At 73.9% G+C, this 13,879-nt stretch carries 12 protein-coding genes; 9 read left to right on the top strand and 3 right to left on the bottom strand.

Annotated features, from left to right (window positions below; translation table 11 throughout):
- Positions 1 to 169: 169 nt before the first annotated feature.
- Positions 170 to 1,447, top strand: coding sequence for an aspartate aminotransferase type Ic (locus tag NCI01_RS17355; RefSeq protein WP_254182746.1), 1,278 nt, complete (start codon positions 170 to 172; stop codon positions 1,445 to 1,447).
- Positions 1,448 to 1,512: 65 nt separating this feature from the next.
- Here NCI01_RS17355 and NCI01_RS17360 read toward each other — a convergent pair whose 3' ends face one another.
- Positions 1,513 to 3,345, bottom strand: a complete 1,833-nt coding sequence (locus NCI01_RS17360) for an ABC transporter ATP-binding protein (protein ID WP_254182747.1) — start codon at positions 3,343 to 3,345, stop codon at positions 1,513 to 1,515.
- Between the two features lie 80 nt (positions 3,346 to 3,425).
- Between NCI01_RS17360 and NCI01_RS17365 the strand changes: the two genes are divergently transcribed.
- Genes NCI01_RS17365 through NCI01_RS17375 form a run of 3 tightly spaced genes read left to right on the top strand, consistent with a single transcriptional unit; the run spans position 3,426 to position 5,808 of the window.
- The gene (locus NCI01_RS17365) at positions 3,426 to 3,857 is read left to right on the top strand and encodes a MarR family winged helix-turn-helix transcriptional regulator (RefSeq protein ID WP_254182748.1); all 432 of its coding nucleotides are present in this window, start codon (positions 3,426 to 3,428) and stop codon (positions 3,855 to 3,857) included.
- Entirely contained in the window at positions 3,854 to 4,450 is a 597-nt protein-coding gene (gene coaE, locus NCI01_RS17370; protein WP_254182749.1) for a dephospho-CoA kinase, read from the top strand. The genes NCI01_RS17365 and coaE overlap by 4 nt, the downstream gene beginning before the upstream one ends.
- A gap of 41 nt (positions 4,451 to 4,491) precedes the next feature.
- The gene (locus NCI01_RS17375; RefSeq protein WP_254182750.1) at positions 4,492 to 5,808 is read left to right on the top strand and encodes a glycoside hydrolase family 3 N-terminal domain-containing protein; all 1,317 of its coding nucleotides are present in this window, start codon (positions 4,492 to 4,494) and stop codon (positions 5,806 to 5,808) included.
- Positions 5,809 to 6,034: 226 nt separating this feature from the next.
- Here the strand turns inward: NCI01_RS17375 and NCI01_RS17380 are convergent, their stop codons facing one another.
- Positions 6,035 to 6,997 (bottom strand): sigma-70 family RNA polymerase sigma factor, encoded by a 963-nt coding sequence (locus NCI01_RS17380; protein WP_254182751.1) that lies wholly within the window; start codon positions 6,995 to 6,997, stop codon positions 6,035 to 6,037.
- A 185-nt stretch (positions 6,998 to 7,182) separates the two neighbouring features.
- Here NCI01_RS17380 and NCI01_RS17385 point away from each other — a divergent pair, with 185 nt between their 5' ends.
- From NCI01_RS17385 to NCI01_RS17395, 3 genes are all read left to right on the top strand, one after another.
- On the top strand, positions 7,183 to 7,902 hold the full coding sequence (locus NCI01_RS17385; RefSeq protein WP_254182752.1) for a 5-oxoprolinase subunit PxpA: 720 nt from the start codon (positions 7,183 to 7,185) through the stop codon (positions 7,900 to 7,902).
- A 394-nt stretch (positions 7,903 to 8,296) separates the two neighbouring features.
- Positions 8,297 to 8,890: a 5-oxoprolinase subunit B family protein gene (locus tag NCI01_RS17390; RefSeq protein ID WP_254182753.1), complete on the top strand. Its 594-nt coding sequence runs from the start codon at positions 8,297 to 8,299 to the stop codon at positions 8,888 to 8,890.
- Positions 8,887 to 9,741, top strand: coding sequence for a 5-oxoprolinase subunit C family protein (locus NCI01_RS17395; protein ID WP_254182754.1), 855 nt, complete (start codon positions 8,887 to 8,889; stop codon positions 9,739 to 9,741). The genes NCI01_RS17390 and NCI01_RS17395 overlap by 4 nt, the downstream gene beginning before the upstream one ends.
- Before the next feature lie 9 nt (positions 9,742 to 9,750).
- Here the strand turns inward: NCI01_RS17395 and NCI01_RS17400 are convergent, their stop codons facing one another.
- Complete coding sequence (locus NCI01_RS17400; protein WP_254182755.1) at positions 9,751 to 11,052, bottom strand: DNA polymerase IV; 1,302 nt, start codon at positions 11,050 to 11,052, stop codon at positions 9,751 to 9,753.
- Between the two features lie 188 nt (positions 11,053 to 11,240).
- On the opposite strand from NCI01_RS17400, the gene NCI01_RS17405 reads away from it, so the two are divergent.
- Both NCI01_RS17405 and NCI01_RS17410 read left to right on the top strand, forming a co-directional pair.
- On the top strand, positions 11,241 to 12,251 hold the full coding sequence (locus NCI01_RS17405) for a DUF4192 domain-containing protein (protein WP_254182756.1): 1,011 nt from the start codon (positions 11,241 to 11,243) through the stop codon (positions 12,249 to 12,251).
- 52 nt (positions 12,252 to 12,303) lie between these two features.
- The gene (locus NCI01_RS17410) at positions 12,304 to 13,767 is read left to right on the top strand and encodes a glutamate-cysteine ligase family protein (protein ID WP_254182757.1); all 1,464 of its coding nucleotides are present in this window, start codon (positions 12,304 to 12,306) and stop codon (positions 13,765 to 13,767) included.
- Positions 13,768 to 13,879 lie beyond the last annotated feature (112 nt).

The raw sequence follows: 13,879 nt of genomic DNA on the forward strand, positions 1-13,879 counted from the left end.
GAACTGCGGCCGTACGACGTCGCCGAGGCGCCGGCAGTTGTCGTCCGGCCGCAGTTCTTCAGCGGCCCGCTGGCGGGGCCGCCTCTTGGGCGCACCACCCGCAGGAGGCGTCGTACCAGCGGGAGAGCGGCCGTCAGGGCCGGACGCCGGGACCTCTAGGCTGGAACCCGTGAACGCGACTGCGCTGGCCGACCTGTCCGCCGACGACCTCGCCGCCCTGCTCGAGGAGCAGCGCGCCGCCTACGAGCAGCTGAAGGCGCAGGGGCTCAAGCTCGACCTCACGCGCGGCAAGCCGTCGTCGGAGCAGCTCGACCTCGCCGACGACCTGCTGAGGCTGCCGACGTCGACGAAGGACGCCAGCGGGGTCGACGTGCGCAACTACGGCGGCCTGGAGGGCCTGCGCGAGCTGCGGGAGATGTTCGCCGAGCTGCTGTGGGTCGAGCCCGACCAGGTCGTGGCCGGCGGCAACTCCAGCCTGTCGATGATGCGCGACTGCCTGGTCTGGATGATGCTCTTCGGCGCGGTCGACTCCGAGCGCCCGTGGAGCACGGAGGAGAAGGTCCGCTTCGTGTGCCCGGTCCCGGGCTACGACCGTCACTTCACCCTGCTCGAGAGCCTCGGCATCGAGATGGTGACCGTGCCGATGCACGACGACGGGCCGGATGCCGACGCCGTCGCGGCCCTCGTCGCCGACGACCCGAGCATCAGGGGCATGTGGATCGTCCCGACCTACGCCAACCCGACGGGCGCGATCTGCAGCCAGGACGTCGCTGCCCGGCTGGCCGCGATGCCGACGGCCGCGCCCGACTTCAAGATCTTCTGGGACAACGCCTACGCCCTGCACCACCTCACCGAAGACGAGGCCAAGAGCGCCGACATCCTGACCCTCGCCTCGGCCGCGGGCCACCCGGACCGGCCGATCATGTTCGCGTCGACCTCCAAGATCAGCTATGCCGGCGCCGGTGTCGCCTTCCTGGCGGCGTCGACCGGCAACGTCGGCTGGTACCTCGGGCACCTCGGCAACGGGTCGATCGGGCCCGACAAGGTCAACCACCTGCGGCACGCCGAGTTCTTCGGGTCGCCGCAGGGCGTGCGCGACCACATGGCCAAGCACCGCGCGATCATCGCGCCGAAGTTCGCCGAGGTGGACCGGGTGCTGACGGAGCGGCTCGGCGGTCGCGGCGTCGCCACCTGGAACAGCCCGACCGGCGGCTACTTCGTCAACCTCGACGTGGTGCCCGGCACCGCGAGCCGTGTCGTCGCCCTCGCCAAGGAGGCCGGGATCGCGCTGACGCCCGCCGGGTCGTCGTTCCCCTACAAGCGGGACCCGGACGACACCAACATCCGGCTGGCGCCCACCATGCCGCCGCTCGCCGAGGTCACCCAGGCGATGGAGGCCGTGGCGACCTGCGTGCTGCTGGCGGCCGCGGAGAAGGCGTCCGCCTGACGCACTCCTGAGGAGGTACGTCATGGGAGCTGGGCGTTCGGACCCCGGATTCCCATGACGTCCGCTCACGCAGCCGCGGGCTCCGCGCCCAGCCCGCCGCGCACCAAGTCTGCGTAGCGGCCGCCCTGGAGCAGCAGCTCCTCGTGGGTGCCGAGCTCGACCACGCGGCCCGCGTGGAGGACAGCGATCTGGTCGGCGTCGCGGACGGTGGACAGCCGGTGCGCGATGGTGATCGTCGTACGGCTCCGGGTCACCTCGTCGAGGGTGGCCAGGATGGCGCGCTCGGTCTCGTTGTCGAGCGCGCTCGTGGCCTCGTCGAGGACGAGCACGGCCGGGTCGCGCAGCAGGGTGCGGGCGATGGCCAACCGTTGCTGCTCGCCGCCGGAGAACCGGTGCCCGCGCGAGCCCACGACGGTGTCGTAGCCGTCGGGCAGCGAGGTGATCAGGTCGTGGATGCGCGCGGTGCGGCAGGCCTGCTCGATCTCGGCGTCGGTGGCGTCCGGGCGCGCGTGGCGCAGGTTGTCGCGCACGCTCGCGTGCATCAGGTAGGTCTCCTGGGTGACGACCCCGACGACGGCAGCGAGATCGGTGGCGGCGAGGTCGCGGACGTCGACCCCGTCGACGAGCACCCGGCCGCTCGTCACGTCGTGCAGCCGGGGCACGAGCGAGGCGAGGGTCGACTTGCCGCTGCCGGTCTCGCCGACCAGCGCCAGCGTGCCGCCCGCGGGGACCACGAGGTCGACGTCGGACAGCACGGCGCGGTCGCCGTCGTAGGAGAAGCCGACGTGCTCGAAGCGCACCTCGCCACGCACGCGCTGCCGGTCCAGCCGGACCGGCTCGTCGGGCTCGCCGAGGTCGACGGGGAGGTCGGCGTACTCGAAGATCCGGCTGAAGAGCGCCAGCGAGGCGGTGAGGTCGACGCCCACGTTGAGCAACCCCATCAGCGGCCGGAAGAGCGTGCCCTGCAGGGCGATGAAGGCGACGAGGGTGCCGATGGTCATCCCGCCCGAGGTGGCCGGGAAGCCCGCGGCGAGGTAGATCGCGGCCGGGACCGCGGCGAAGACGACGTTCATCGTCGCCATCCGCCAGCGACCGGCGAGGCGGGAGCGGATCTCGAGGCCGACGAGGTCGGCGGACGTCTCCTCGAACCGGGCGGTCAGCCGCGGCGAGGCGCCGAGGGTCTTGGTGAGCAGCACCCCGCTGACAGAGAGGCCCTCCTCGATCTGGACGTGGAGGTCGGCGAGCCGCCGCTGCCGCTCGCCGGTGATGCGGTGGCGCATCCGGGCGACCTGCCGGGTGAGCAGCACGGCCGGTGGCAGCACGACGAGCGAGATGAGTGCCAGGCGCCAGCTCAGCGCGACCATCGCCACGGCCGTCCCGACGACCACCGTGACGTTGGCGGCGATGGACGTCGCGGTCTGGGTGACGACGCCCTGCATGCTGCCGATGTCGTTGACCAGGCGCGACTGCACCTCGCCGCCCCGGGTGCGGGTGAAGAAGTCGAGGGACTGCCGCTGCAGGTGGGCGAACAGGTCGCTGCGCAGGCGGTGCATGACGCGCTGGCCCACCGAGGTGGAGAGCCACGTCTGCACGACGCCGATCGCGGCGGTCGCGACGGCGACCCCGAGCATGGCGCCGACCAGGAGCAGCAGCAGGCCGACGTCCTGGCGGGGGAGCGCCTCGTCGATCACGTGCCGGACGAGGAACGGCTGGGCGAGGCCGACGAGCGAGCTCAGCACGATGAGTGCCACGACGACGGACAAGGTGGCGCGGTGGGGCGCGAAGAGGCGGGCGATGCGGCGCAGGGACACGGGGGAGTCCGCGAGCTGCCGCAGGTCGGCCGGGTCGGGCCGGCCGCCGCGGCGGCCTCGGGTGGGGGAGTCGGTGTGGTCAGCCATCCGACCAGCTCCTCTCTGGATGAAGTGGTGAGGTAACCTCACTATGAGGCCACAACCGAGGTGGAGAGCGAGGTATTCCCATGGATCCGGACAGTGGGCCCGACCCGGCGACCGGCGACCTGGTCATGGCGCTCGCGCGGCGCCTGCGACGCGCGCACGTCGAGGCCCTCGCCGCCTGGGACGTGACGCCGGCCCAGGCGCGGGCGCTGCGCGTGCTGGCCGGTGCCGAGCCGATGCGACCCTCGGCCCTCGCGGAGGCGCTGCGGATCGCGCCCCGGTCGGCGACGGAGGTCGCCGACGCGCTGGAGGACCGCGGCTGGCTGCGGCGCGAGCCGGACCCGACCGACCGCCGGGCCACCCGCCTGGTGCCCACCGACGACGGCCGTCGGCTGCTCGCGCACATCGACGGCGTACGGCGGGAGGCGTCGCAGCGGGTCCTCGACGTGCTCACGCCCGCCCAGCGTCGTACGCTCCACGAGATCCTGGCCGTCGTCGTGGGGGAGGACCTGTGACCGTTCGTGTCGGCCTGACCGGCGGCATCGCCTCGGGCAAGAGCACCGTCTCGGCGATCCTCGCCGAGCTCGGCGCGATCGTCATCGACGCCGACAGCCTCGCCCGCGAGGTCGTGGCGCGCGGGACGCCCGGGCTGGCGGCCGTGGTCGAGGAGTTCGGGCCCGAGCTCCTCACGCCGCAGGGCGACCTCGACCGCGCGGCCATGGGAGCCCTCGTCTTCGGAGACGCCGACGCGCGTCGCCGGCTCGAGGCCATCATCCACCCGCTGGTCCACCGGCGCAGCGCCGAGCTCGAGGCCGACGCCCCGGACCACGCGGTCGTGGTCCACGACATCCCGCTCCTCGCCGAGGTCGGGCGGGCGGGGTCCTTCGACGCCGTCGTCGTGGTCGACGCCCCCGCCGAGGTGCAGGTGCAGCGGATGGTCGCGGACCGCGGCTGGACCCGTGAGGAGGCCCTGTCGCGGATCGCGGCCCAGGCGACCCGGGAGCAGCGGCTCGCGATCGCCACCCACGTCGTCGACAACACCGGTTCGCTCGAGGACCTGCGGCGGCAGGTCGTGGCGATCCACGAGGAGCTCGCCCGGCGGGCCTGACGTTTCCGGGTCGCGGGGGTCGGCCGGGTAGCCTCCCCGGCGTGTTCTCGACCCGACCCCGCCTGGCCTTGATCGCGACCGGCGTCCTGCTCGTGAGCGGGTGCGCCGGCCTCGGACAGGCGCCTGACGACGCGGAGCCGGCCACGTCCAGCCCGTCGCCGTCCGTGTCGACGACGGAGTCCGCCGCCCCTGCCGAGCCGGAGGCGTCCGAGGACCCCGACACCCCGACGACGTGGGGTCCGACCACCGGTGAGCTCGAGCAGGCGCAGGAGCTGGTCTCCACCTGGAGCTCCGAGCAGCTCGCCGGCGGCGTCATCGTCGGGCGCTTCCACGGCACCGACCCGCAGGAGCCGGCCCGGATGGTGCGCGACCTGCACCTCGCCGGCGTCTCGGTGACCGGGGCCAACGTGCTCGACCGCGAACAGGTGCTGGCGATGACCTCGGCGATCGCCGAGGCCGCCCGCGCCGACGGACGTGACCACCCGCCGGTGATCGGCGTCGACCAGGAGGGCGGCTACGTCTCGCACCTGCGCGGCATCGCCACCGACTTCCCGCACTTCCAGACGGCCGGGCTCGCCATCGCGGCCGACGCCCGGCTCGGCCGCCGGGTGACCCGCGGCGCGGCCCTCGCCACGGGCCTCGAGCTGCGTGACCTCGGCTTCACGTGGGTCTTCGCCCCGGTCGCCGACGTCACCATCGGCGCCGCCGACCCGACCATCGGTGCCCGGTCGCCCTCCCAGGACCCGCGGCTGGCGGCCCAGGCGGTCGGCGCCGCGATCAAGGGCTACGACGACGCGGGCGTCGTGTCCACCGTCAAGCACTTCCCGGGCCACGGTGGCGCCACCAGCGACAGCCACGACACCCTCCCGGTGCTCGACTCGACGCTCGCCGAGCTCTCCGCCCACGACCTGCCGCCCTTCGAGTCGGCCATCCGCCAGCAGGCGCCGGCCGTGATGCTCAGCCACCTCGACCTGACCGACATCGCTCCCGGCGTGCCGGCCAGCATGGCGCCCGAGGTCTACGACCTGCTGCGCGACGACCTCGGCTTCGAGGGCGTCACCATCACCGACTCGCTCGGCATGGGCGCCGTCGGGGGCCGGCCCACGCCGGCGTTGCAGGCGCTGCAGGCCGGGGCCGACCTGCTCCTCATGCCGGTCGACACCGCCACCACGCACGGGATCGTCGCCGACGCGATCGACTCCGGCCTGGTCTCGCGCGCGCACGTCGAGGAGGCGGCCGCCCGCGTGGTGGCGGTCCAGATGTGGCAGGCGCGGGTGGCAGCCCGACGGCCCGTCCCCGCCGACGTGGTCGAGCGGGCACAGGCCGCGAGCGCGGACCTGGAGTCCGCGGCGTACTGATCCGGTCTGCCACCTCACCCCTCACCGAGCGGTGAGTGGGGCGGCTTCTCGGCGTCCGGAACCCGCGTCACGCACCGCTCGCCCAGCACGCCGCGACCCGAGCGGTGAGTCGGACGGCTTGTCGGCGTCCGGAACCCGCGTCACGCACCGCTCGGGGCGCGGGCGGGCCGGGACATGGCAAGACCGCCGGGCTCGGCCCGGCGGTCTTGAGGGAGGTGCTGTGGAGTCAGGCTGCGAGGTCGGGGTCGCCGGCGCGGCGGAGCTTCTGCAGCGCCTCGCGCTCGAGCTGGCGGACCCGCTCGGCGGAGATGCCGTGGCGGGCACCGATGTCGGCGAGCTTGTGCTGGCGACCGTCCGCGAGGCCGTAGCGGGCGCGGACGATGTCGGCGGAACGCTCGTCGAGGATGCCGACGAGGTCGTCGAGCCGCTGGCGGGCCTCGGCGTCGAGGACGTTGAGGTCCGGGCCGGGCGCGGTCTCCTGGGCCATCAGGTCACCCAGCGAGGTGTCGCCGTCCTCGTCCACCGGCGTGTCCAGCGAGACGTGGTCGCGGCCCCAGCTCATCAGGTCGAGGACGCGGTCGATGTCCATGCCGAGCTCGGTGGCGATCTCCTGCGGCTCGGGGTCGCGGCCGAGCTGGCGCTCGAGCGTTCGCCGCGCGCTGCCGACCTGGTTGAGCTCCTCGACGACGTGCACGGGGAGGCGGACGACGCGGGCCTGCTGCGCGATGCCGCGCGTGATCGCCTGGCGCACCCACCACGTGGCGTAGGTCGAGAACTTGTAGCCCTTGGTGTAGTCGAACTTCTCGACCGCGCGGATCAGGCCGGTGTTGCCCTCCTGGATCAGGTCGAGCATCGGCATCTGCGAGCGGCCGTACTTGCGCGCGATGGAGACGACGAGGCGGAGGTTGGCCTCGATGAACCGGTCGACCGCGAGGCGACCCTGCTCGGCGAGCCACTCGAGCTCCTCCTCGTTGGCGCTCATCGGCGCACCGCCCTTGCGGCGACCGACACGGCCGGTGTCGAGGAGGTGCTGCGCGAGCAGGCCCGCCTCGATCGTCTTGGACAGCTCGACCTCGGTCTCGGCGTCGAGGAGCGGGGTGCGAGCGATCTCGTCGAGGTAGAGCCCGACGCTGTCGCGGCCCTCGATCTCACGAGTGGTGGTGGTGCGCTTGGCCTGTGCGGTGCTCATCTCGTCCTCCTGCTCTCGTGCGACCACCCCGTGTCGCACATCTGTTCCAACGCCTGTGTCCGCCGCGGGATTCCCCGCCCCGGATGTGGTGCCTTCACCTGCCTTGACGAGCCAGTACCCACCGGAGTTGCACGATCGCCCAACTCTCAGGGACTTCTCAGGGGTTGCCCGGGGACACTGGGCCCATGCGGAACGCCGAAGGCCCCGACGCGGTCGACCTCAACGCCGACCTGGGCGAGGAGATCACCGACGACGAGAGCCTTCTCGCGGTCGTCACCAGCGCCAACGTGGCCTGCGGGTTCCACGCGGGCACGGTGGACACGATGCGCGCCGTCTGCGCCGTCGCCGTCGGTCGCGGGGTGACGCTGGGGGCGCAGGTGTCCTACGCCGACCGCGAGCGCTTCGGCCGGGTGGAGCTCGACGTGGCCGCCGACGTCCTGCGCGAGCAGGTGGCCGAACAGGTCGGCGTCCTGTCGGCCATCGCGTCCGCCGAGGGCGCGGAGGTGGCCTACCTCAAGCCGCACGGTGCGCTCTACCACCGGGTCGCCCGGGACGAGGAGCAGGCAGCGGCGGTGCTCGACGGCTCGGGCGGGCTGCCCGTCCTGGGCATGCCCGGCTCCCTGCTGCTGTCGATGGCGCGTGCGCGGGGCCGGGGGTGGCGGCTCGAGGGCTTCCCCGACCGCGGTTACGGCGCCGACGGCCGGCTGCTGCCACGCGACCGGCCGGGTGCCCTGGTGACCGACCCCGAGCGGGTGGCGTCGCGCGGGGTCGAGCTGGCGGCGTCGGTGCACTCGGTGTGCGTGCACGGCGACTCCCCGGGGGCGGTGCGGACCGCCGTCGTCGTACGACGCGCGCTCGAGGCGGCCGGCCTGTCCGTAGAGACGTGCTGGTCCTCCACAGCCTGAGCCGCCGGCTGTGGACGGGACCGACCGGGCTGTGGAGCAGCGGACCACTTCTGTGGGGAACCCTGTGGGATCGCAGGTTTGTCGGGGAGACCCCTTGCGGGCGGCTGCCAGGACGACGTAGAACTCTCCTACCGACGCCGCTCCGGCGGGGTCGGGGATCGGATCGGACGAACAGCTCCACACGGCGACTTGGTCGCCGCGCAGGCCCGGTGGCGGGGACTGTGGGGGCCGGAGGCCGGTCCGGTGGATCGGACGTCACCATCCCGATCACATCGAGGGGCTCCTGATGCTCATACCATCGGGAGCCCCTCACCTGTGTGCGCCCACGAGGCTGCCAAAGGTCGGGGCCCCGCGGCAACTCCGCGGGTGGGCGGCGCGGTGGACAATGGCCCACGTGAAGGTCGTCGACGTCGCTGCGCGTGCCTGCCTCGTCGAGGTCGAGGACGCCGTGGCGGCCGCCGCTCTCGCCGCGTGGGTGCGTGCGGTCGGCCTGCCCGCCGAGGAGGTCGTCCCGGCGGCGCGGACCGTGCTCCTCGACGGCGTCGACCCGGTCGCCGCGCGCGAGGCCCTCCGGAGGTGGGCGACGGACGACGTGACCCGGCCCGCTCCGCTCGTCCGTCTGCCGGTCCACTACTCCGGTCCCGACCTCGCCCGGGTCGCCGACCACTGGGGGTGCACGACGCGGGAGGTGGTCGACCTCCACACGTCGCTGGAGTTCACCTCCGCCTTCTGCGGGTTCGCACCCGGGTTCGCCTACCTCGCGGGGCTCCCGCTCGAGCGGGCCGTGCCGCGGCTGGCGTCGCCGCGGACCCGCGTGGCACCCGGGTCGGTCGGGCTCGCCGACACCTGGTGCGGCGTCTACCCGACGGCCTCGCCCGGCGGCTGGCTGCTGATCGGCACGACCGACGCCGAGCTGTGGGACGTGGACCGCGCCCGACCGGCCCTCCTGGCCCCCGGGACCCGGGTGCGGTTCGAGGCGGCGCGGTGACGGCCGGCGGCGACGTCGAGGTCGTCGACCCGGGCCCGCTCTCGACCGTCCAGGACCTCGGCCGGCGGGGATGGGCCCACCTGGGCGTGCCCCGCGCGGGTGCCCTCGACCGCGGAGCCGCGGCGCTCGCCCGGCGGCTCGTCGGCGGGAGGCCCGACGACGCCGTGGTCGAGACCACCGTCGGCGGGATCGTGCTGAGGCCGCGCCGCGCGGTGACGCTGGCCGTGACCGGCGCCCCGTGCACCGTCCGCGTCGGCGCGCGGGCCGTCCCCCACAGCGCCGCGGTCACCGTGCCCGGCGGGGCCGTGGTCACGGTCGGACCGGCCACGACCGGCGTCCGGTCCTACGTCGCCTTCAACGGCGGGATCGCGGTCACCCCCGTGCTGGGCTCGCGCTCCACCGACACCCTCGCCTGGGTCGGGCCGCCCCGGCTCGCGGCGGGTGACGTGCTGGCGCTCGGGTCGACCGGACCGCTCCCCGAGGCGCCCGCCGCGGTCGTCGTACGACCCCGGGACCCGGTGCTGCGGCTGCGTCGCGGACCGCGCGCGGAGTGGCTCGACGACGACGGCTGGCGGCGGCTCGAGGGGGCGTCGTACGCCGTGGCGCCCGACAGCGACCGGATCGGGCTGCGGCTCACCGGGCCGCCGATCCTCCGCCGCGGCGGCGAGCTGGCGAGCGAGGGGATCGTGCACGGCGCGGTCCAGCTGCCGCCGTCCGGCCAGCCCGTCGTGTTCCTGGCCGACCACCCGACCACCGGGGGCTACCCGGTCGTGGCCGTGGTCGAGGACGACGACCTCGACCTCTGCGCGCAGCTGCGGCCCGGCGACGAGGTGCTGCTCCGGCTCGGGTGAGGGCGGCCGTCAGTCCTCGGGCGGCGGCTCGAAGCGACGCAGGGCCGGGTCGTCGGCGCGGAAGCTGCGCACCGGCCCCGGCGGGGTGTCGGCGGTCTCGAAGCGCACGGTCACCACCCCCGCGCCGGAGCCCCACACCCAGCCGGCACCCAGCTCGTCGTGCACGACGTCTGCGCCCGGCGGCCAGGTGCGCCGTGGTGGCTCGGGGAGCACGACCTCGACCTCCTCGTCCTCGGCGTCCGCGCCGAAGAGGTCCTCCTGCACCCAGTCGGCGAGGCCGGACACCCCGACCCCGAGCAGGCGCACGCCGCCGGTGGTGTCGAGGTCGGCCAGCAGCGAGCGGGCGATCCGGGCGATGGTGGCGCCGTCGTCGGTGGGGCTGGTGAGCGTGCTCGACCGGCTGAGCGTGGTGAAGTCGTGCAGGCGGACCTTGATCGTGATGGTCCGGCCCGAGTGGCCGTTCTTCCGCATCCGGGTGCCCACCTCGCGCGCCTGCCTGGTCAGCAGCCCCTCCATCAGCCTGCGATCGGTGAGGTCGGAGTCGTAGGTGCCCTCCACGCTGATGGACTTGGCCTCGCGTTCGGCGACCACCGGGCGGGAGTCCTGTGCCCGGGCCAGCTGCCACAACCCGTGCCCCTGTGCCTGGCCGAGCAGCCGCACCAGCTCGTCCTCGGTGACCGCCTCGAGCTCGGCCACGGTGTGGATGCCGGCGCGACGCAGCCGCTCGGCGGTCGCCGGGCCGACGCCCGGGATCACCTTCACCTTCATCGGCCGGAGCAGGTCGAGCTCGGTGCCGGGAGGGACCACGGTCATGCCGTCGGGCTTGTCGAGCTCGCTCGCGACCTTGGCCAGGAACTTCGAGGACGCGATGCCGACCGTCGCGGTGAGCCCGCCGGTGACCTCCTGCACGCGACGGCGCAGCTCGGCGCCCGCGGCGGTGACGGTGTCGACCTCGAGGTCGGGCAGGTCGGCGGCCGCGAGGTCGACGAAGGCCTCGTCGAGCGACAGCGGCTCCACGAGCGGGGAGAGGTCGCGCAGCGCCTGCATGACGAGCTTGCTGGTCGCGCGGTAGGCATGGAACCGGCCGCTGAGGAACGCCGCGTGCGGGCAGCGGGCCCGGGCCTCGCGTCCGGACATCGCCGACCCGACGCCATACTTGCGCGCCTCGTAGGACGCCGTCGACACCACGCCCCGGCCGCCCGTGCCGCCGACGATGACCGGCTTGCCGCGCAGCGACGGCTTGTCGCGCTGCTCGACGGCGGCGAAGAAGGCGTCGAGGTCGAGGTGGAGGATCGACGCGGTGCTGCGCATCAGCCGGCCGGGCCGGGAGCAGGCAGCAGTGTCACCGCGCCATCCTCCCGCATGCAGCGGACGGTGGAGTGCCCGCGGGGCCGGACACGGGCCACGAACCGTCCACAGGCGGCCTCGGGACCCGCCCGTCCACAGGCGGGGACGCCGACCTGTGTCGAGGGTCGGTGCCCGCGGGAAGCGTCGACGTCATGGAACCTCACGAGCTCGTCCCCGTCCCCGTCCCTCCCTCCACCGCGTCGGCGCCCGCCGGCCCCACCACGCTGCGCGTGCGCAGTCGCGGCGACATCGCCGCCTTCGTGCCCCTCGCCCTGGGCTTCGTCCCCCGACGGTCCGTCGTCCTGGTGAGCGTCGGCGGCTCGGGGGGCGGCATGCACGCCCGCGTCGACCTGCCCCACGACCCCGACGACGTCGACGACGTCGTCGAGGCGCTGCTGCGGCCCGCACGGCGCAACGGCGTGCGGCAGGTGGTCGTGGTGGTCTACGACGACGACACGACGGTCGCCGACGAGGCTGCCTGGTCGGTCCACGAGGAGTTCACCGCGGCCGGCATCGACGTGCGTGAGGTGCTGCGCGTCCACGACGACCACTGGTACGCCGTGCTCCCGGGGGCGCCGCTCGCCGCCTACCGCGGCACGCCGTTCACCCTCGCGGAGCACCCCTTCACCGCCCAGGCCGTCTACGAGGGGCGGGTGACCCACGCCAGCCGCGAGGCGCTGCGCGAGACGCTCGCACCCGACGCGCCGGCGGTGGGACGGAGCCTGCCCCACCTGGCCGGCGCGACGCCGCTCCCCGCGGGCGGCCTCCGGGCGCTGGTGCGTCGCCACCTCGGCGCCGCGACGACGTTCACCGCGCCGGAGCTGGCGTCCGTGGCCGCGACGGTGCGCACGGGCGAGCGGCGCGACGAGGCGTGGGTCTGGCTCGACCGCACCGAGGCGCGGGGCGCGGTCGAGCTCTGGTCCGACGCCGTGCGCCGGCTTCCCTCGTCCCACGTCGCCGGCCCCGCTGCGGTCCTGGCGTTCGCCGCGTGGCTCGCCGGCGACGGCGCGCTGTCGTGGTGTGCCGTCGACCGGTGTCGCGAGAGCGAGCCGGCCCACTCGCTGGCCGGGCTCGTGGCCCAGCTGCTCGAGTCGGCGACGCCGCCGGACTCGTGGGCGACGCTGCAGCCCGGGCTGGGCGTGAGCGGCGATCCGGCGGCGTAGACCAGCCCTCCGGACGGTTCCCGGTCGATCCCGCCGTGACTAGGGTTCGGACATGGGCGAAGAGGTCGATCAGCAGGAGTTCAGCCGGGCCGACCGCACGCGCCACCGCGAGAAGGTGCGCCGCAACCTCGACGTGTTCGCTCGCATGCTGCGCGAGGCGGCGTTCGACACCGACGACCCGATGACGGGCCTAGAGATGGAGCTCAACCTCATCGACGACGCGGGCGACCCGGCCCTGAAGAACGCCGAGGTCCTCGAGGCCATCGCCGACCCCGACTTCCAGACCGAGCTCGGCCAGTTCAACATCGAGATCAACGTGGCGCCGGCCAAGCTCCGCGAGGGTGGGCTCTCCGAGTTCGAGCAGAGCCTGCGCCGCTCGCTCAACGACGCCGAGGAGAAGGGCTCTCAGGTGGGTGCCCACCAGGTGATGATCGGGATCCTCCCGACGCTGGCCGAGGGTCACATGACCGTCTCCTCGCTCAGCTCCAACCCGCGCTACAAGCTGCTCTCGGAGCAGATCCTCGCCGCACGCGGCGAGGACATCACGATCAGCATCTCCGGCCGTGAGCGCCTCACCACGACCGCGGATTCGATCGTCCCCGAGGCCGCCTGCACCAGCACCCAGTTCCACGTGCAGACCTCGCCCGACCAGTTCGCCGCCCACTGGAACGCTGCGCAGGCGATCGCCGGCGTGCAGCTGGCCGTGTCGGCCAACTCGCCCTACCTGCTCGGCAAGGAGCTGTGGCGCGAGACCCGCATCCCGCTCTTCGAGCAGGCCACCGACACGCGCAGCGAGGAGCTCAAGGCGCAGGGGGTCCGGCCACGGGTGTGGTTCGGGGAGCGGTGGATCACCTCGGTCTTCGACCTGTTCGAGGAGAACGTCCGCTACTTCCCGGCCCTGCTGCCGGTGACCGACGACGAGGACCCCCTCGAGGTGCTCGAGTCCGGCGGCACGCCGGCCCTCCACGAGCTCAAGCTCCACAACGGCACGATCTACCGCTGGAACCGGCCGGTCTACGACATCTCGCAGGGCATGCCGCACCTCCGCGTCGAGAACCGCCTCCTCGCGGCCGGGCCGACGGTCGCCGACACCATCGCCAACGCCGCGCTCTGGTTCGGCCTCGTCCGCTACCTCGTGGAGAGCGAGCGGCCGCTGTGGTCGCAGATGTCGTTCTCCGCGGCGGAGGAGAACTTCCACGTCGCCGCCCAGATGGGCGTCGACGCCCAGGTCTACTGGCCGGGCCTCGGCCAGGTCCGGGCCACCGAGCTGGTGCTGCGCCGGCTGCTGCCGATGGCCCACGCCGGTCTCGAGTCCTGGGGCGTCCCGTCGGAGGAGCGGGACCGCTACCTCGGCATCATCGAGCAGCGCTGCCAGAGCGAGGCCAGCGGCGCCGGCTGGTTCGTCGACCGCGTCCACGAGCGCGGGGGAGTCGACCGCTACGACGCCCTCCGCGCGACCCTCCTCGACTACCGCGACCGGATGCACAGCAACGAGCCCGTCCACACCTGGGACTGACCCCCGCCAGCCGGCCACCCGGCCCCCGGCCGCGCCGCGTCGTCGTACGAGCGGTGCGTGAGGCAGGTTCCGCGCGCCCGAAAGCCGCGTGGCTCACCGCTGCCCGGTGAGC

This window comes from Nocardioides pinisoli (genome assembly GCF_024199985.1).
Lineage (GTDB): Bacteria > Actinomycetota > Actinomycetes > Propionibacteriales > Nocardioidaceae > Nocardioides > Nocardioides pinisoli.